Origin of the sequence: Acinetobacter sp. CFCC 10889, assembly GCF_003268395.1 — a bacterium.
Classification (GTDB): domain Bacteria; phylum Pseudomonadota; class Gammaproteobacteria; order Pseudomonadales; family Moraxellaceae; genus Acinetobacter.
This window is the reverse complement of record NZ_LQXQ01000014.1, coordinates 70,513-88,734: the sequence shown is the minus strand read 5'-3', so window position 1 is coordinate 88,734 and position 18,222 is coordinate 70,513. Positions and strand designations below refer to the sequence as shown.

General features: G+C 39.0%; 17 protein-coding genes and 1 riboswitch. Of the genes, 10 read left to right on the top strand and 7 right to left on the bottom strand.

Annotated features, from left to right (window positions below):
• Positions 1 to 435: 435 nt before the first annotated feature.
• The gene (phoU, locus tag AVJ19_RS07245) at positions 436 to 1,158 is read right to left on the bottom strand and encodes a phosphate signaling complex protein PhoU (RefSeq protein ID WP_111859086.1); all 723 of its coding nucleotides are present in this window, start codon (positions 1,156 to 1,158) and stop codon (positions 436 to 438) included.
• A gap of 290 nt (positions 1,159 to 1,448) precedes the next feature.
• On the opposite strand from phoU, the gene AVJ19_RS07240 reads away from it, so the two are divergent.
• The 7 genes from AVJ19_RS07240 (at position 1,449) to gluQRS (ending at position 9,071) form a co-directional block, all read left to right on the top strand.
• On the top strand, positions 1,449 to 2,531 hold the full coding sequence (locus tag AVJ19_RS07240; protein WP_171334175.1) for a hypothetical protein: 1,083 nt from the start codon (positions 1,449 to 1,451) through the stop codon (positions 2,529 to 2,531).
• A 118-nt stretch (positions 2,532 to 2,649) separates the two neighbouring features.
• A complete protein-coding gene (locus tag AVJ19_RS07235) occupies positions 2,650 to 3,666 on the top strand; it encodes a hypothetical protein (protein ID WP_162626561.1) in 1,017 nt (338 codons plus the stop codon).
• A 60-nt stretch (positions 3,667 to 3,726) separates the two neighbouring features.
• A riboswitch (TPP riboswitch) is annotated at positions 3,727 to 3,836 on the top strand.
• Positions 3,837 to 3,979: 143 nt separating this feature from the next.
• Positions 3,980 to 5,875: a phosphomethylpyrimidine synthase ThiC gene (gene thiC, locus AVJ19_RS07230; RefSeq protein ID WP_111859084.1), complete on the top strand. Its 1,896-nt coding sequence runs from the start codon at positions 3,980 to 3,982 to the stop codon at positions 5,873 to 5,875.
• Between the two features lie 77 nt (positions 5,876 to 5,952).
• The gene (locus AVJ19_RS07225; RefSeq protein ID WP_111859094.1) at positions 5,953 to 6,573 is read left to right on the top strand and encodes an NUDIX domain-containing protein; all 621 of its coding nucleotides are present in this window, start codon (positions 5,953 to 5,955) and stop codon (positions 6,571 to 6,573) included.
• Positions 6,574 to 6,584: 11 nt separating this feature from the next.
• Entirely contained in the window at positions 6,585 to 7,394 is an 810-nt protein-coding gene (cpdA, locus tag AVJ19_RS07220; protein ID WP_111859093.1) for a 3',5'-cyclic-AMP phosphodiesterase, read from the top strand.
• A gap of 208 nt (positions 7,395 to 7,602) precedes the next feature.
• A complete protein-coding gene (gene dksA / locus AVJ19_RS07215; RefSeq protein WP_111859083.1) occupies positions 7,603 to 8,130 on the top strand; it encodes an RNA polymerase-binding protein DksA in 528 nt (175 codons plus the stop codon).
• Between the two features lie 2 nt (positions 8,131 to 8,132).
• Positions 8,133 to 9,071 (top strand): tRNA glutamyl-Q(34) synthetase GluQRS, encoded by a 939-nt coding sequence (gene gluQRS, locus AVJ19_RS07210; RefSeq protein ID WP_111859082.1) that lies wholly within the window; start codon positions 8,133 to 8,135, stop codon positions 9,069 to 9,071.
• Positions 9,072 to 9,133: 62 nt separating this feature from the next.
• Here the strand turns inward: gluQRS and ftsW are convergent, their stop codons facing one another.
• The 6 genes from ftsW to AVJ19_RS07180 all read right to left on the bottom strand — a co-directional run bounded on the left by ftsW (position 9,134) and on the right by AVJ19_RS07180 (position 14,753).
• Positions 9,134 to 10,357, bottom strand: coding sequence for a putative lipid II flippase FtsW (ftsW, locus tag AVJ19_RS07205; protein WP_111859081.1), 1,224 nt, complete (start codon positions 10,355 to 10,357; stop codon positions 9,134 to 9,136).
• Positions 10,358 to 10,379: 22 nt separating this feature from the next.
• Positions 10,380 to 11,726 (bottom strand): UDP-N-acetylmuramoyl-L-alanine--D-glutamate ligase, encoded by a 1,347-nt coding sequence (gene murD / locus AVJ19_RS07200; RefSeq protein WP_111859080.1) that lies wholly within the window; start codon positions 11,724 to 11,726, stop codon positions 10,380 to 10,382.
• Between the two features lie 137 nt (positions 11,727 to 11,863).
• Positions 11,864 to 12,247, bottom strand: coding sequence for a hypothetical protein (locus AVJ19_RS07195; RefSeq protein WP_162626560.1), 384 nt, complete (start codon positions 12,245 to 12,247; stop codon positions 11,864 to 11,866).
• A 77-nt stretch (positions 12,248 to 12,324) separates the two neighbouring features.
• Positions 12,325 to 12,573 carry a DUF6587 family protein gene (locus tag AVJ19_RS07190; RefSeq protein WP_111859078.1) on the bottom strand — a complete coding sequence of 83 codons (249 nt, stop codon included), beginning with the start codon at positions 12,571 to 12,573 and terminating at the stop codon, positions 12,325 to 12,327.
• 51 nt (positions 12,574 to 12,624) lie between these two features.
• Positions 12,625 to 14,487, bottom strand: coding sequence for a ferrous iron transporter B (feoB, locus tag AVJ19_RS07185; protein ID WP_111859077.1), 1,863 nt, complete (start codon positions 14,485 to 14,487; stop codon positions 12,625 to 12,627).
• Entirely contained in the window at positions 14,484 to 14,753 is a 270-nt protein-coding gene (locus AVJ19_RS07180; RefSeq protein WP_111859076.1) for a FeoA family protein, read from the bottom strand. Before AVJ19_RS07180 ends, feoB begins: the two co-directional genes overlap by 4 nt.
• 170 nt (positions 14,754 to 14,923) lie before the next feature.
• Between AVJ19_RS07180 and xerD the strand changes: the two genes are divergently transcribed.
• The 3 genes from xerD (at position 14,924) to AVJ19_RS07165 (ending at position 18,216) form a co-directional block, all read left to right on the top strand.
• Entirely contained in the window at positions 14,924 to 15,841 is a 918-nt protein-coding gene (gene xerD / locus AVJ19_RS07175; RefSeq protein WP_111859075.1) for a site-specific tyrosine recombinase XerD, read from the top strand.
• Between the two features lie 131 nt (positions 15,842 to 15,972).
• The gene (locus tag AVJ19_RS07170; protein WP_111859092.1) at positions 15,973 to 16,782 is read left to right on the top strand and encodes a DsbC family protein; all 810 of its coding nucleotides are present in this window, start codon (positions 15,973 to 15,975) and stop codon (positions 16,780 to 16,782) included.
• A gap of 129 nt (positions 16,783 to 16,911) precedes the next feature.
• Positions 16,912 to 18,216, top strand: coding sequence for a homoserine dehydrogenase (locus tag AVJ19_RS07165; RefSeq protein ID WP_111859074.1), 1,305 nt, complete (start codon positions 16,912 to 16,914; stop codon positions 18,214 to 18,216).
• Positions 18,217 to 18,222: the final 6 nt, after the last annotated feature.

Sequence of the window (18,222 nt, the reverse complement as noted above, 5' to 3'; positions counted from 1 at the left end):
GAATCAAAATCCAGTCATACACCGAAAATTGACTTAGAGATAAATTATTTTCACTTTGTAGATAAAATAAAACTCGAATATTTCAGCCTTTTTCACAAAAAAAGTATTCTAAAATATATCTACATAGTAAATTTAGGCATTTTAATTACACGTTGAAATGCAATTTTACATTCAACACACAGGAGTCATCATGACTGTTGCAGTTTTTTTTCATATGATAACTACATCAGCTAATGAAACATTGTTCCCCCAAGACAATACATTAGACAAATATTCTCCAGAATATTTCTGTTTTTCTTTCCTAGGTTTTCCCCCAAAAATCTAGGAATTTTTTTGTCTAAATTTTAGCTTTACACTCATCACAACATTATTTTAAACATAAAAAAACCCTAGCTTTCGCTAAGGCTCTTGTACATAAATATAAACTTAAATGGCTTATTTACCTTGTACTTTTTCTTCAATTTCTTGAATGTTGGTATGGCGCACATCAAAACCTTTCGCCATATAAATCACTTGCTCTGAAATATTACGTGCATGATCACCAATACGCTCTAAAGAACGCAGCACCCACATCACATTGATTACACGGCTGATATGACGAGGATCTTCAATCATATAAGTCATCAAAGTACGTGTTGCTGATTGATATTCACGGTCAATATCGGCATCTGCCAATAACACTTTTAAGGCTTGCTCTGCATCAATACGGGCAAATGCATCCAGTGCATCATGGATCATGACACGAACTTGATTGCCAATATGACGAGTTTCCATATAACCACGTGGTGACTCACCCTCTTCACAAAGTGTTTGAGCAATGCGGGCTATTTTTGCTGCTTCGTCACCAATACGTTCTAGATCTGTATTGGCTTTACTCATCGCAATCACCATACGTAAATCAATCGCAGCAGGATGGCGGCGCGCTAAAATCAATGTCAGTGCTTCATCAATTTCACGCTCAAATTGATTCACTGCATTGTCTTGGAATTGCACATCAATGGCTAAATTGGCATTGGTATCTAATAAAGCATGAATGGCATTTGCCACTTGTTGTTCAACCAACCCACCCATGGTCATAAATTTAGTATTTACACCTTGTAAATCTTCATTGAATTGTGAAGAAATATGATGTCCTAATGCAGGATTATTTGGGCTCAAGATGCTCACTCCACAACCAATTAAATGACATGAATTAAATTGGCGTATTTAAACATAGCTATTATGAAATTTTAATGACAACTGTTAAATATTTCACAGTGAGTCATCTACTTTTCAAAAGTATAATAAAAATACATTTCGGCTATACAACATCTGTCTAATGTATAAAAAACTATGGTTGATGTAACGTATTCACGTCAGAAAACTACAAAATATTGCATTCTTTACATGCGATTTAAGTGACAATAGTCTGTGTAAATTCCCCCTACTGTTCTGTTTTTTATGATCAAATGAATTTTAAATTCTCACTTAAACCCATACAGTCATTGAGTATACTCTGCAGTCTTTGCGCTGTACTTTCGGCATGCCAAAAACCTGAACCAGAGATCATCGTCGAGACCAAAGAAGCACCGAAAGCGGAGAAAGTACAACCCGATTTGACATTAATTTGTGAAAATTTAAAAAAAGAAATGTTGGCAATGAATGCTCAACGTACCGCTTTAGCCATTGAGCAAGTCAACCAAGATATTCGTTTATGTTTACCTTTGATGGAATGGGATGAACAGAAAGAGCTCATTACCCTATCCAATCAAATGTATAAACAATTTTTAAGTATTGAACGTACGCCAACACAACAACTTGCTTTTGAAAATTATACGTTGAGCAAATCAGACTACCCGACTATTCAACAAAGCCACTTTGAACAGTTAAATATTCGTGATCAATATTTGATTCGCCATCAAGGTCAAGCATATATCGAATTGGTCGATCAAGGTCCAAAACAAATTTTTTATCGCCGTAATCCACAATATTTAGCCAAAGTTTTTGCCCCTTATTTACCTGAAGCAGAACGTGTTTTTATTGAGCAATTGGCACAACAAAACAGCCAAGTATTATTACAAAACCAAAAGCTTAGCATCACACCGAATGAAATCGTACAACGGGCGATTTTTTGGGAAAGTTATATTCAAAGCTATCCACAAAGTCATTATCTAAAAGATGCTCAATATTTAGCGCAGACATATCAAGCTTTATTGTTCAAAGGTTTAGAGTCTTCTCCGATCTCAGAACAATATAGCGATTCAAATGATATTTCAGCATCTGTTTGGTTAGAAATCGAGACTTTAGCACAGCAAAATGACAGCACATTAGCGAAACAAGCGCATAAGTTTGTTGAATATATCAACATGACACCTGAACAGCGTTTAGAAAAAATTGTATTGCCCACACCACAACTTGAGAAAGTGGTCAATAATCCTCATCAATTGGCTGTAGCACAGTTAAATCATTTTCTGAATTTAAAAAATATAAATTTAAACAGTAAAAATCGTGATTGTTTTCGAGATTCTATCTGTATGACACAAAATAGTTAAATGACGTATTTGATTTTCAAATAAAATATTCTTTATGTATAAAAATCTATGTATGCTCATAGAAACACTTATCATCACGATTCATTTTCATTTTTTGATTTTAAATAAAGCCCATACGATGAAAAAAATAGTTTATTGTCTACTCAGTTGTATTGCACTCAGTGCTTGTCATCAAAAAAACAATTCAACAGAACAACTTTCTTCTAAACAAGAAAAAGTCGAACCTATTTTAACAACCGCGGATTGTTTTTCCGATACCAAAGACATTTTATCTCGTATTGATCAAAAAAGTTCGATTCAACAACTGACTGCTGCCAATACTGCCCTCAAAAAATGTGTGCCTGAATTGAGTCATGCACAAATTTATCAGTTAATTGATCATTCTCATTTGATGTATCAACGCTTTTTAACCACCACTTCAGGTGATGAGGCAATGCAGGGCTTAAACGCCTATGGCTATGCAAAAGATTATCCTGAAAATGCGCAAGATTTAGGACAAGGCGATGCTGCAACCATCAAAAAAACTTTGCCACAACGTGATCAATATTTAATGGATCAAGTCGGAAAACAATACATCCAATTTTTAGATATTGGTGAGGGCTATTTTGAGCTGAAACAGCATCCGCAATATGCAGTAGATATGTTCACAGCGTATTTACCTAAAGATGAAGCTGTGTTTATACAACGCATGGCAAAAGACAATGCAAATATTTTATATTCAGATTCAGCGATTGCGATTTCAGGTCAAGCGCTTGCTGAACGGGCATTATTTTGGGAAAACTATATTAAGCAGTATCCAAAGAGTAAGTACCGTAAAGATGCTGAATTATTATTCAACGAATATCAACATCTCATCTTTATCGGTTCGGACAATTCACCTGCATTTAGCTTTTACAACCATCGCTTTACTATTCAACCAGATACTCAACAAGCACTGGATTGGCTTGAAACACAACCTGATACACCGCTTGTTCTCAGTGCACAATTTTATCGTGAAGCATTAGCAGAACCTGCACCAAAGTTAAATGATGAGCAAGATGCCTATAATTTTGTCAAACAATACATGAGCTTAGAATCTCGCAATGATCAACGTGATTGTCATCATCACGTTTTATGTAAAGACATTTCTTACTAATCCATTTACTACCCCATTGAATAGAGATGTTTTTATCGACATCTCATGATAGTATCGTGACATCGCTTGACGGAGCGCGAGTATTCCCTCGCTGAGATCATCTAATGAAGATGAGTACCGTTGAACCTGATCAGGTTAAAACCTGCGTAGGAATCAAGCCAGTCTGAAAACCACAGCTCCAGATTTATCTGTTTCAGTAGAAATACCATTTATTCACTCCATAAAACTGTGAATAAATGCCAGATAATAGACTAAATCGCCATCGTTTTTGGTCGTGCTTGATTCGTTGATGTCATTCATAAGGATCATTGCAATGAACCAATTAACAAATCTATCCCCTGTTGATCAACTCGCTCAACATGAACAAGAAGCTAAAGATCTCACTCGAATTTTACCTGCATCGAAAAAAGTCTATATCCAAGGTTCACGCCCAGATATTCAAGTGCCGATGCGTGAAATTGAACTCACGGATACGCCTACAGGCTTAGGTGGTGAAAAAAATCTACCAATCATGGTCTATGATACTTCTGGCGTGTATACCGACCCAAATGTGCAAATTGATCTGAATAAAGGTTTGCCAAATGTTCGTGAAACATGGATTGCGGAACGTGAAGATACTGAACACTTAGACACACTCACTTCTGCTTTCGGGCAGGAACGCTTAAAAGATATTCGTACTGCTGAAATTTGTTTCGCCCACATTCAAAAACCACGTCGTGCCAAAACAGGTAAAAACGTCTCGCAAATGCATTATGCCAAGCAAGGCATTATTACTCCTGAAATGGAATATATTGCGATTCGTGAAAACCAACGCCAGCGTGAAGGCGTCGATATGCGTCAACATGCAGGACAGAACTTTGGCGCACGTAATCTAATGGAAATCACGCCTGAATTTGTCCGTAAAGAAGTGGCTGAAGGTCGTGCCATTATTCCTGCCAATATTAACCACCCTGAATGTGAGCCAATGATTATTGGGCGTAACTTCCTAGTAAAAATCAATGCCAATATTGGTAACTCTGCACTCGGCTCATCTATTGATGAAGAAGTATCGAAAATGACGTGGGCAACCCGTTGGGGTGCAGATACGATCATGGATTTGTCGACAGGTAAAAATATCCATGAAACCCGTGAATGGATTATCCGTAACTCACCTGTGCCAATTGGTACTGTACCGATTTACCAAGCTTTAGAAAAAGTTGATGGTGTCGCAGAAGATTTAACATGGGAAATTTTCAAAGACACGTTGATCGAGCAAGCTGAACAAGGTGTGGATTATTTTACCATTCATGCAGGCGTATTATTGCGTTATGTACCAATGACAGCAAATCGTTTGACAGGGATCGTGTCGCGTGGTGGTTCAATCATGGCGCAATGGTGTTTGGCACATCATGAGGAAAACTTCCTGTATACCCATTTCGATGAAATCTGTGAAATCATGAAAGCCTATGATGTGTCTTTCAGTCTGGGGGATGGTTTACGTCCAGGCTGTATTCAAGATGCTAATGATGAAGCGCAATTCTCTGAACTACGTACTTTAGGTGAATTGACCCATCGTGCATGGGAACATGATGTACAGGTGATGATCGAAGGTCCAGGACATGTACCAATGCACATGGTGAAGGAAAATATGGACTTGCAACTTGAAGTCTGTCAGGAAGCGCCATTCTACACACTTGGTCCTTTAACCACAGATATTGCACCAGGTTATGACCATATCACTTCTGCGATTGGTGCAGCGATGATCGGTTGGTACGGTACTGCAATGCTTTGCTATGTCACACCCAAAGAACACTTGGGCTTACCGAATAAGAAAGACGTCAAAGACGGTATTATCACTTATAAAATTGCAGCACATGCTGCGGATCTCGCTAAAGGTCATCCAGGAGCGCAAGTTCGTGATAATGCTCTGTCCAAAGCACGTTTTGAATTCCGTTGGGAAGACCAGTTTAATTTGAGTTTAGACCCTGATACGGCACGTTCAATGCATGATGAAACCATGCCGAAAGAAGCCCACAAGTCAGCGCACTTCTGTTCAATGTGTGGTCCAAAGTTCTGTTCTATGAAGATTACCCAAAATGTGCGAGATTATGCACAAAATCAAAATAAAGCTGAGCAAAATACTCAAGTTAATCCTGATGTTGAAGCAGGTCTCGCTGCCATGAAAACCGCTTATCAGGAACATGGGCAAAAGTTGTACCATAAAGTTTAAAGCATTAAAAAATGATTTGTCTTTGATCAATTCTCCGTTAGGATGGAACGACTATGTTTCATCCTAATTTTTTATTCATGAATATTACCCAATGTGCGACTTATTCTCATCAAGATGTTGAAATACAATCTCGTGAAATATTGTATTCAGGTTTTATACGTGTCGAAAAAGTCAGTTTAAGACATCGTCTGTTTAACCAAACAACCTATATAGCACCCATTCAACGTGAACTGATTCAACGTAAACAAGCTGCTGGCGTACTGATCTACAATGATCAACAACAAAAATTTGCCTTAATTGAACAATTTCGTGTTGGGGCAATGAATGATCCTGTATCACCTTGGCAAATTGAAATTATTGCAGGCGTACTTGATGGTGATGAATCACCTGAAGCCTGTATTCGTAGAGAAAGTTTAGAAGAATCGGGCTGTGAACTCAGCCAACTACAACATATTTTTAGTTTTTATCCATCAGCTGGTGCATGTGATGAGATTTTCCACCTTTATACCGCACAAGCAGAACTGCCAACAGTAGGTGGTGTTTTTGGTGTTGCTGATGAAGGTGAAAATATCCAACTGCATATTTTAGATTATTCTGTTTTAGATGAGTTGCTTACTGGAACTCGTCTATGTAATGCACCTATTATTATTGCATTGCAATGGTTAAAACAACGCATTGCATTACTCAATATAATGTAGAAGGAGATGACATGTCCAAATATAAGATCATCTCAAAACGCCAAGATCATGTCATTATTCAAATTACTGATACACATTTAATGACTGACCCCAATGAAAGTTTTATTGGAATCTTTCCTGAACAAAACTTTCATGCTGTTATTGCGCAAATTTTACAAGAACATCCACGTATTGATGCGATTGTACATACTGGCGATCTTGCGCAGCAAGCAACCACTGAAACCTATCAGCGCTATCAAAACTATATGCGTAGTTTAGGTATTCCCTTTTTCCAAATTCCGGGAAATCATGATGACATCAATTTATTTCCCTTTTTAGTGCCTAATCCTAAACCTGCATGTGTAGAAATTGGAGATTGGTGTATTATTTTACTCAACAGTGCTGTTCCTCATAAAGTGGATGGCTGGATTCAGGCTGAACAACTCAATCATTTAGAAAACTTACTCACTCGTATTCAAGATAAATTTGTGATTTTAGCTTGCCATCATCATCCTGTAGATATGCATTCTGATTGGATCGATCAACACAAACTCAAAAATACTGAGCATTTAACCAACGTATTGTCACAATTTACCAATATTAAAGCAGTATTGTTTGGACACGTTCATCAAGAATCTTTAACAGTTTGGGAAAATATTCAATTTTTATCAACGCCTGCAACCTGTGCTCAATTTAAACCTTTAAGTAAAAATTTTGCGTTAGATGATACAGCACCTGGTTATCGTTATTTACATTTAAAATCTGATGGGCAATTTGAAAGCACTGTTTTCCGCCTAAAAGACTATAACAAAATAATAAATGATGAAATTTCAGGTTATTAGCTTTTCATTTCAACAATTTTGCTTTAAGTTATTCCACCTTAAATGGACTTTGAGTGCGAAATTGCAAGTTTGACTGCTTTCATCTTGATGAAAAAGTCTATATGATGACGCCCCCCGATAGCAGCATTCTATCGGTAGCGATAAAAATACTTGCATATCACCATATTTTTTACGTATAACCATACGTATATGATGAGGAATGCCCTTTATGGCGAATGACAACCAAAACCAAGTCTTGGACGAACAAACCGATGTTTTGGACGACAAGACTGTAAAACGCGTACGAAAAACCAAACCAAAAGCGGCTGAAGGCGGTAGCACTGCAAGTCTTTTTGGTATTGAGCCTTATCAGCCAAAGAAAAATGAAGAATATATGTCTGAAGGGCAACTTGAGCATTTCCGCAAGATTTTACTTGCATGGAAAGCTGAGTTAATGTCTGAAGTAGACCGTACTTTAAATACGATGCAAGATGAGTCTTCTTCCCTACCTGATGTCAATGACCGTGCAACACAGGAAGAAGAATTTGCGATTGAACTACGTACCCGTGATCGTGAACGTAAATTGATCCGTAAAATTGAGCAGTCAATTGAAGCGATTAAAAATGATGACTATGGTTTCTGTGAAACTTGTGGTATCGAGATTGGCTTGCGTCGCTTAGAAGCACGTCCAACAGCGACTTTATGTATCGACTGTAAAACACTTGCAGAGATCAAAGAGAAGCAAAATAACGGTTAATTGTGACTGTTAATGATATCTCAGCCAAGCACAGCTTGGCTCTTGCGCAGCGGCAAAGCGATGCTTTGCTTAATCGCTGCTCATATAAGGGACGGTTCGCGCCATCGCCAACTGGTCCTTTACACTTTGGGTCTTTGATTACAGCTGTTGCTAGTTATTGTGATGCCAAAGCGCATCATGGACAATGGATTGTTCGCATTGAAGATACCGATATCCCTCGAATCTACCCCAACAGCGAACAACACATTCTACAATGTTTAGATGCTTTTGAATTTGAATCCGATGTCGAGATCATTTATCAAAAAGAGCGTTTAGACATTTATGAAGCTGTCATTCAGCAGCTCAAACAAAAAAACCTCGTCTATGCCTGTGAATGTACCCGCAAAATGTTGGGTTCAAATCATATCTATAGCGGTACTTGCCGTGACAAACATTTAGACTTTGAGCATCAAGCCATTCGCATCAAAGTCAGCGATCAGAACATCTGTTTTGAAGATCGCCTACAAGGTCAACATTGTTCAAATCTACAGCATGATTTAGGTGATTTTGTTTTAAAACGCCGTGATGGCATTATCAATTATCAATTGGCTGTGGTTGTAGATGATTTTCTGCAAGGCATGACCCATGTGGTACGTGGTGCAGATCTTTTGGACAATACTGAACGACAAATCTGGCTTGGACAGTGTCTCGGCTACCCACAATTAGAATATATGCACCTTCCTCTAGCGATGAATGATCAAGGGCAAAAACTGTCTAAACAAAATTTGGCACAAGCTCTTAATATTCAAAATGCACCTCAACTTCTACAACAAGCAATTTTAGCATTAGGACAAAGTGCTGTGGATATTGACCAACCACACAAAATGCTTGCTCAAGCAATCGCTCAATGGGATATTCAACGCATTCCAAAAGGAACCGAAATTCAAGGTATTTTCCAATAAAAATGGCGCTAGAATATTCATTCATAGCACCATGCTTCAAGCTAAATTTTCAATAATCAAATTTAGAAACTTGATTCTTCTTTGGACGGATTAGAAATACGTGTTGTGGCATCAATTTTCAAAATCAAACTGATCATCACTGCACACATAATCAACGATGAACCACCATAACTAATGAAGGGCAAAGTCAAACCTTTGGTTGGCAACATGCCCATGTTCATGCCTGCATTTACCAAAATCTGTAATAAGAAAATGATACTAATGCCATACGCCAAATAACCTGCTCGTAAATATTGATGCTTCAAGGCACGATGTGCAATGCGAATACAACAAAACAACATGCCGAAAGATAAAACTAAAACAGTGGTAATACCAAAGAAACCAAATTCTTCACCCAAAATTGCCAACATAAAGTCGGTATGTGCTTCAGGTAAATACGCCATTTTTTGGATACTGTGCCCTAAGCCCACACCTGTCCACTCACCACGTCCAAATGCCATCAATGCATTGGACAATTGATAACCTGTACCCAATGGATCTTCCCAAGGATTTGAGAATGACATCAAACGACTTAAACGATATGGCTCTAAAATAATCAAGAAGATAAATGCGGTGATAATCGCCCCAAATGCAATACCGAACTGAATAGCTGGTGCACCCGCAAGGAAAAAAACACCCAGCATCGAAGCAGCGATTACAACGGTTGCACCTAAATCTGGTTCTAGCAAAATTAACAATACAGTTAACCCCATCACCACAGCCAGTCGCCCAAGCCCTTTCCAACTCTTTAAGACAAAGAAACCTGCCCAACCATATTTCACCTCAGTTGAACGGCGCACTACATAGTCCGCAGTGAAAATAATCATCACCACTTTTGCAACTTCTGTTGCCTGCAAGGTAAAACCTGCTATTCGAATCCAACGTGTCGAACCATTTACCTCAGTCCCCACAACAAGTACCGCTGCAAGCAATAAGATGGTGACAAACCAAAGTAAAAACGTATTTTTAAACCATACATTTAGACTAATACGATAAGTGATCGCAGCAGCAACTGCGGCAACCACAATCGAAATCGTGTGACGAATCACATAGTGAAATGGCGCTTCATGCATACGTTCTGCATACGGCATAGAGGCTGAAGCCACCATTACCGTACCCAAACATAAAAGTGAAATGACACAAAAAATAAGTAAATTACGAGGTGTAATTTCCGCAGGAATTTTAGGAACCCAACGTTCACACACCGCTGTAATTTTACTGACTGTTGTCTGAGCAAACCCAGCCATACGTACATCCTTATGATTTTTTTTAGTTTAGTGCATTTACATAATCTACAAAGCGATGACCACGCTCTGGGTAACCTGTAAACATATCAAAACTTGCACATGCAGGTGAAAGTAAAACCACATCATGCACATGGGTATTTTGTTGGCACAATTCTACTGCTTCTTGTAAGGACTCAGCATGTAAAAGTGTTGTAGTTCCTTGAATGGCTTTTTCGATGATAGGACGATCCTCACCAATCAGCACTGCAACTTTGGCATATTTACTTAAAGATTCACGTAATGCAGTAAAATCTTGCCCTTTGCCTTGACCACCGAGAATAATAGCAACTTTGCCACCTTTCGCATCAATTGCAGCACCTAAACCATCAATTGCAGCCAAAGTTGCGCCAATATTGGTTCCTTTCGAATCGTTATAATAACGTACGCCATCGACTTCTTTAACGAACTCACAACGATGCTCTAAACCTTTAAAGGTTTTTAAAGTTTCCAGCATTTTATCTAAAGGTAAACCAATCGCCTCACCCAATGCTAAACATGCCAAAGCATTGGCAACATTATGTGTACCTTGAATATACATCTCTGCACTGTTGAGCAAACGTTCACGACCACGTGCCAACCAAATCGAGCCATTGTCTTCACGCAAAACACCATATTGATTTAAATCAGGTGCATTTAAACCAAAGCTTTGCATTGGAGTAACATCAGGAACTAAAGGACGAGTCAGAGAGTCATCACGGTTAAAGACCACTTTTTTTACACCTTGGAAAATACGATGCTTTGCAGTGTGATAAGCAAACATATCACCATGACGATCCAAATGGTCTTCACTCATATTCAGCACCACAGCCACTTCAGCATTGAGATTTGATGTGGTTTCGAGTTGGAAGCTTGAAAGTTCTAAAATATACACATCAGGATCATCATGGGTTAAATCCAATGCAGGACGCCCTAGATTTCCCCCAACTGCCACTTTTACGCCTGCTTCTTGTGCCATTAAACCAATTAAAGTGGTGACGGTACTTTTTGCATTTGAACCAGTAATGGCTACAATCGGTTTATCAGTTGCACGACGCAAAACCTGAATTTCACTGATCACAGGAATACCTTGTGCAATCGCCGCTTGAATTTCAGGGAGTTTCGGATCGAGTCCCGGACTAATAATAATTTCTTCGGCTTGTAATAATAATTCTTGGTCAAAATGTCCAAAACTGGTTTGCACATCGCTTGGAATTTTGTCATGCCCCGGTGGAACATCACGTGAATCAGTCACTGCAACCCGATAACCTTTTTCATGTAAAAAATTAACAGCTGAAACACCTGAAATACCTAGCCCTGCAACGACTTTTAAGCCACCACGTTGAATTAACATTATTGTCCCACTCGAAGTAAATTTTGAAACTTGCAAAATGTTAGCACTTTGCCGATTTGAAAGCTTTTTCTGTTTGAGATTTCTTGAGAATTTTTGTGTCAGTGCGTAAAAAAACTGTCATATTTTACCAAACTGTATCATTCAATCTGAGTTGCTTTAGGCATAATTTTGGAAATATCCAGATTAAGCTCAGACAAAAACTGCATCCCATCATTGTTGATTTGTTTTTCTGAAGCATCCCAACCCTCTTCCAAGGCTTTTAAAATGCATAAGCGGACAAAATAAGGACGATGCAAATTAACATATTCTGTGAGATGGGTTTGTGTATTGAATACGGTTGTCCCTACCGCTAAAACTGCACCATCATAATTTCCCTCAAAACACTGAAAGCCCATGATATAAGGTGCATTTCGACAACCTTCCATATAAATTCTCAGCGTTACAACTGCCGTGTTATCACCATAATATCTCGATTGAATTCTGTATAAATAAACAATGTTATTGACTGTTATTTTTCGCATTTTATTTTTCATTTTTATACATCCAAATAAAAAAGCCACTCTACTATCAGAATGGCTTTTAAACAATTTAAGAGCTTTTATTTCCACTTTACCGCTTGAACTTCAGCTTTTTTCGCAGGTGCATCACTAGTTGAACAACCACACCCACCGCCACAACCCGCCACCATCGCAGGTTGAATCCATTTTGCTAAACTATTCCAACCTTTAGATCGGCAAAATTGGGCAAGTTTAGAAAATACTGAATAGGCTGATTTGGGAAATACGTTCTTAAATACAAAAATTGCACTCCAAACCACCAATGCTGCAATAATCAAAAATTGAATCATTTCAAATTCCTCACTGATTGCCCAAAATCTTGAACGCTATACGATTAAAACCTAAGCACCGAAATAATGTGATGCAATTTGATAAGTTAAAAATGCCATCAAATATGCCAAGCCAAATAAATAAGCTGTCATACCTGCTACTGTTTTCCACGAACCTGTTTCACGCTTCACTGTTGCTAATGTCGCCAAACAATGCGGTGCATAAATAAACCATACCAATAACGACAGACCTGTTGCCAATGACCAACTCAAATCACCCTGACTGATCAATTGTGACAAACCTTGAGAGACTGCATCTTCATCTGTTGCAGACAAAGCATACACGACACCTAGTGATGCCACTAAGACTTCACGCGCTGCCATCGCTGGAATCAATGCAATACAGATTTGCCAATTAAAACCAAGTGGTGCAAAAATTGGTTGCATCAAATGCCCAAGCATCCCAGCGAATGAATAATCAATTGCAGGTAAAGTTGCACCTTCTGGTGGTTGTGGGAAAGTACACAAGAACCAAAGCAAAATAGACAAAGCGAAGATGATACCACCGACACGCTTTAAGAAGATCTTGGCACGGTCAAGCAAGCCAATCAACACACTTTGCACATCAGGAATACGATAACTCGGTAGTTCCATTAACAAGGCATGTTCTGATTTATCTTTTTGGAAAAACTTCAAAACAGTTGCAACAATCAAGGCACTGACGATCCCTGACATATACAGAGCAAAGAGCACCAAACCTTGTAAATTCAAGAAACCCCATACTGTTTGCGATGGAATAAATGCTGCGATCAACAAAGCATATACAGGCAAACGTGCCGAACAAGTCATCAGGGGTGCCACAAAAATCGTGGTTAAACGATCTCGTGGATCACTAATACTACGGGTCGCCATAATCCCCGGTACGGCGCAAGCAAAACTTGAAAGCAAAGGAATAAATGAACGACCACTTAAACCCGCTTTGAACATCAATTTATCTAAGAGGAATGCTGCACGTGGTAAATAGCCTGATTCTTCCAAAACCAAAATAAAGAAGAATAAAATCAAAATCTGTGGCAAGAACACCACAACACCACCAGCACCTGCAATCACGCCATCAACGACAAGGCTATTGAGCAATGGTGCAGAAATGAATTGACCAACAAATTCACCAAGCCATGCAAATGCATCTTCAATCAAGGTCATGATCGGCTCTGCCCAAGCAAACACCGCTTGGAACACCACAAACATCATCAATGCTAAACTTGCTAAACCTAAAACAGGATGCAAAAATATTTTATCAAGAACATCTGTTCGTTTATCTTCTTGATCAACAAAAATCACCACATCTCTTAAGATCTGAGTCACTTTGTCATGATTTGAACCTGTTAGAATCACATCACTTAGTGCTGCGTCAGGTGTACGGAATTTCTCTTGATCCAGTGCACCCATGAGGTTTTCAATACCTGCATTACGCACTGCAACTGTTTCCACCACAGGAACACCCAAACGCTGTGCGAGCTTCTCAGTACTGATCTGCATACCACGACGACGTGCTTCATCCATCATGTTCAAGACAAGTAAAATTGGCTTACCTTGAGCAATAATTTCAAGTACTAAACCTAAATGTAATTTTAAGTTGGTGGCATCGACCACGCACAAAAAAGCATCTTGTTCTTGCTCTTCTGCAATTTTACCTAAAACCACATCACGGGTAATCTCTTCATCAGGACTGGTTGCATTTAAACTATATGCACCAGGTAAATCCAACACACGTACTGCTCGCCCTGAAGGCAAGGTAAATGCACCAACTTTACGTTCAACTGTCACCCCTGCATAGTTGGCAACTTTTTGACGTGTTCCTGTTAAGTGGTTAAAAAGAGAGGTTTTACCGCAGTTTGGATTTCCGACCAAAGCAACTCTTAAAGTTTCGCTCATGCGGAAGCTCCTTGTATATTTTGTTCAATTTCAATACGTGCCGCTTCAATTTTACGTAAGGCAAAACGGGTAAATCCAACCTGAATTAAAATCGGATCACCCCCAAAAATACCTTTGGTAATTACTTGCACAGTTGTACCAGGCACAAAACCTAAGGTTTCTAAACGACTCGCAACGAGATCGGGTTGACTTGAATTATCAGCTAATGTTCGATTAACTTTAGTAATAATAGCAGTCTGCTTTACTTTCAATTCTGACAAACGCACTGCAACTGACCCTAAAAAAGAAACGGTATTTAGGTCGATTATACATACAAATGAGAATAATTACCAAGTAAGGTTTGATTACAATTCTCATTCTCTGCACATATTCGACTTCTACTTTTTTTTGGTCTACATTGCCATTATAGATTTAAGAAGCTTAGTTCATTTCACTCATGCTCAATAAAAAACCCCGCATTCCAACGGCTGTGACCATTCCTGAAAATTTGAGTTTTTTAAATGGTTATAAAGACTATTTAATTGCACAAACAGTTAGCCCACATACTCGAAACGCTTATTTATCTGATCTCATTCAATGCAGTGAATGCTCAACACAATATTTACCTGACTGGTCACATGATGACATTTCAGATGTAACAATTAGTTTGACCAAACAAGGGAAAAGCCCTCGCTCTATTGCGCGTTGTCTATCTGCATTACGCTCATTTTATAAATTCTTACGTGAACAAAAAATACGTTTAGACAACCCCATGGTGGCGCATAAAACCCCAAAAATTGGGCGAGCATTACCGAAAGACCTGTCTGAACAAGATGTTGATGCCTTAATTCAAGCGCCTGATTTAAACACAGCTTTAGGGCTACGTGACCGTGCCATGTTAGAAGTCTTATACGCTTGTGGTTTACGGGTGAGTGAATTGCTAAATCTACGTTTGGATTTGATTAATTTAAAACAAGGTTATTTACGTATTGTAGGTAAAGGCAATAAAGAACGTTTAGTGCCTTTAGGACAAATCGCCTGTGAATGGGTTGAAAAATATTTAAATGAAGCACGTGCTCAACTGTATAAGAGCAGCACGGATTACTTATTTTTGACCCAACATGGTGGCATCATGAGTCGACAAAATTTTTGGTATGCAATTAAGCGTTACGCCTTGCAAGCCAGTATTCAAACTGAACTCTCACCTCATACGCTTCGACATGCCTTTGCAACCCATTTACTCAATCATGGCGCAGATTTACGGGTTGTACAAATGTTACTTGGACATAGTGACCTATCTACCACACAGATTTATACTCATGTTGCCCAAGTACGTATGCAAGAGCTTCATGCACAACATCACCCACGTGCTTAAACAATCAATTTTTATATCGCTAATTTACCGCCCTTAATCAAGTTTTAACGTACACCATGATTTTTTTTGCTATGCTTATTCGCTCAAAATGCATTCCTAAAAATCATGCTGAACAACCAAAAGAGTTATTTATGCAATTAAAACATTCAAAATTAATGCTTGCTTGTATGCTTACGAGTGGTCTTGCACTCAGCGCTTGCTCTAAATCTCCTGATGCAAAAAAAGATGATACCTTAACAGCGACTGCACCTGCGACAGGCGAAGCATCAAATTTGACTGAACGTAATGCACAGCAACGCTTGATCCAAACCTTACAAGGGCATTTTAAGAAAGCCAATATTAATGCCAAAATTTTGGATGTAAAACCCACCGAAATGCCAAATTTATACTGGGTTAGCCTAGAAGGGATGAGTTCTGTCTATGCCACAGGTGATGGTAAATATTTAATCCAAGGTGATGTCATTCGTTTAGGGGACAAGGAACTCAGTAGTATTGGTGAATCACTGCAAGCTGCCGAAAATAAAAAGCATTTATCACAATTAAAAACTGAAGATTTATTGGTCTACCCAGCTAAAGGCAAAACCAAACATGTGATCTACGTCTTTACTGATGCAAGTTGCCCGTATTGCCATAAACTGCATGAGCAAATTCCTGAAATTAATGCCAAAGGCATTGAAGTTCGTTATATCGCATGGCCACGTGGTGAACAATTTATGCCTGCGATGGAAAGTGTCTGGTGTAGTGCTGATCGTCAGACAGCGTTTGACCAAGCGATTGCAGGTGCACAGCTTCCACCTGCAACATGTCAAAATCCTGTTCGTGCCCAGTACGAACTTGGCTTGAAAATGGGCGTGAATGGTACACCTGCGATTTATAATGCAGAGGGTGAACATATCGGTGCATATATGACTGCAGATGAGTTAGCTTCTCGCCTTAAATAACCAATATTTATAGGTTAATTTACTATTTTTTATAGTAAAACATAAAGATGCGCCAGCCTCTAGAGTCTGGCGCATTTTTTAGCTATGATCTAAGCTTATTAAAATTTATATGCATAATTGGAGTGTGACGTGAAACCAGTACGTCTGGCAATACTCGGTCTTGGAACCGTAGGTGGTGGTGCCCTTAAACTATTACAAGAAAACGCTGCTGAAATTAGACGTCGCACCGGTCGTGAAATTGAAATTACCCACGTAGGCACACGTCGCCCACGTCCAGATTTAAATTTACCTGCAAGTGTGAAACAAAGTGCTGATCTACTCGACATTGTCCGCCAACCTGATGTTGATGTCGTGGTTGAAGTGATGGGTGGTATTCATCCTGCTTATGAAGTGATCATGGAAGCGATTAAGCATGGCAAACAAGTCGTAACAGCAAACAAAGCACTACTTGCTGAACATGGCAATGAGCTATTTAAAGCAGCTGATGATCATCATGTACAGATCGCTTATGAAGCGGCTGTTGCGGGTGGTATTCCAATTATCAAAGTCATCCGTGAAGGTTTGGCTGCCAACAAAATCGAATGGCTTGCGGGGATCATCAATGGCACAGGTAACTTTATCCTCACAGAAATGAGTGAAAAAGGTCGTGCTTTTGATGACGTTTTAAAAGAAGCACAAGAACTGGGTTATGCCGAAGCTGATCCAACTTTTGACGTTGAAGGCATTGATGCTGCACATAAACTCACGATTTTGGCATCATGTGCATTTGGTATTCCATTACAGTTCGATAAAGTCTATACCGAAGGTATTACCAAAGTCACCGCACAAGATGTCAAATATGCGGCTGAGCTTGGCTATAACATCAAACACTTAGGTATTGCACGCCGTTCTGCTAAAGGCATCGAATTACGTGTACATCCAACTCTAATTCCTGCTGAAGAATTGATTGCAAATGTTAATGGCGTGAAAAATGCGGTTCTTGTTCAAGCCAATGCCGTTGGTCCAACATTGTATTACGGTGCAGGTGCAGGCGCAGGTCCTACAGCTTCTGCGGTTGTTGCTGATGTCGTTGACATTGTTCGTGACATTATCTATACAGAAGATGGCTCAGGAACTATTCCACAATTGGCATTTGAAGCACTTTCAGATCTACCCATCTTAGAAAGTGATGAGATGACAACAGGTTATTACATCCGTATCAATGCTGAAGATCAGACAGGTGTACTTGCAGATGTCACTACGATTTTAAGTCGTGCAGGCATTAGTATTGATGCCATTATGCAACAACCACGTTTGAAAGATTTGATTCCTATTGTGATTTTAACTGATCCAGTGGTTGAATCGAAAATGAACGAAGCTTTATCAAAAATTCAAGCTTTACCTGTGATTCATGGCGAAATCGTACGAATTCGTTTAGAATTGCTTGATAACTAATCGGGT

Bases quoted from the DNA above. Each gene is read 5' to 3' on its own strand.
- AVJ19_RS07240 (WP_171334175.1), top strand. From the start codon at position 1,449: ATGAATTTTAAATTCTCACTTAAACCCATACAGTCATTGAGTATACTC.
- AVJ19_RS07235 (WP_162626561.1), top strand. From the start codon at position 2,650: ATGAAAAAAATAGTTTATTGTCTACTCAGTTGTATTGCACTCAGTGCT.
- thiC (WP_111859084.1), top strand. From the start codon at position 3,980: ATGAACCAATTAACAAATCTATCCCCTGTTGATCAACTCGCTCAACAT.
- AVJ19_RS07225 (WP_111859094.1), top strand. From the start codon at position 5,953: ATGAATATTACCCAATGTGCGACTTATTCTCATCAAGATGTTGAAATA.
- cpdA (WP_111859093.1), top strand. From the start codon at position 6,585: ATGTCCAAATATAAGATCATCTCAAAACGCCAAGATCATGTCATTATT.
- dksA (WP_111859083.1), top strand. From the start codon at position 7,603: ATGGCGAATGACAACCAAAACCAAGTCTTGGACGAACAAACCGATGTT.
- ftsW (WP_111859081.1), bottom strand. From the start codon at position 10,357: ATGGCTGGGTTTGCTCAGACAACAGTCAGTAAAATTACAGCGGTGTGT.
- murD (WP_111859080.1), bottom strand. From the start codon at position 11,726: ATGTTAATTCAACGTGGTGGCTTAAAAGTCGTTGCAGGGCTAGGTATT.
- AVJ19_RS07195 (WP_162626560.1), bottom strand. From the start codon at position 12,247: ATGCGAAAAATAACAGTCAATAACATTGTTTATTTATACAGAATTCAA.
- AVJ19_RS07190 (WP_111859078.1), bottom strand. From the start codon at position 12,573: ATGATTCAATTTTTGATTATTGCAGCATTGGTGGTTTGGAGTGCAATT.
- feoB (WP_111859077.1), bottom strand. From the start codon at position 14,487: ATGAGCGAAACTTTAAGAGTTGCTTTGGTCGGAAATCCAAACTGCGGT.
- xerD (WP_111859075.1), top strand. From the start codon at position 14,924: ATGCTCAATAAAAAACCCCGCATTCCAACGGCTGTGACCATTCCTGAA.
- AVJ19_RS07170 (WP_111859092.1), top strand. From the start codon at position 15,973: ATGCAATTAAAACATTCAAAATTAATGCTTGCTTGTATGCTTACGAGT.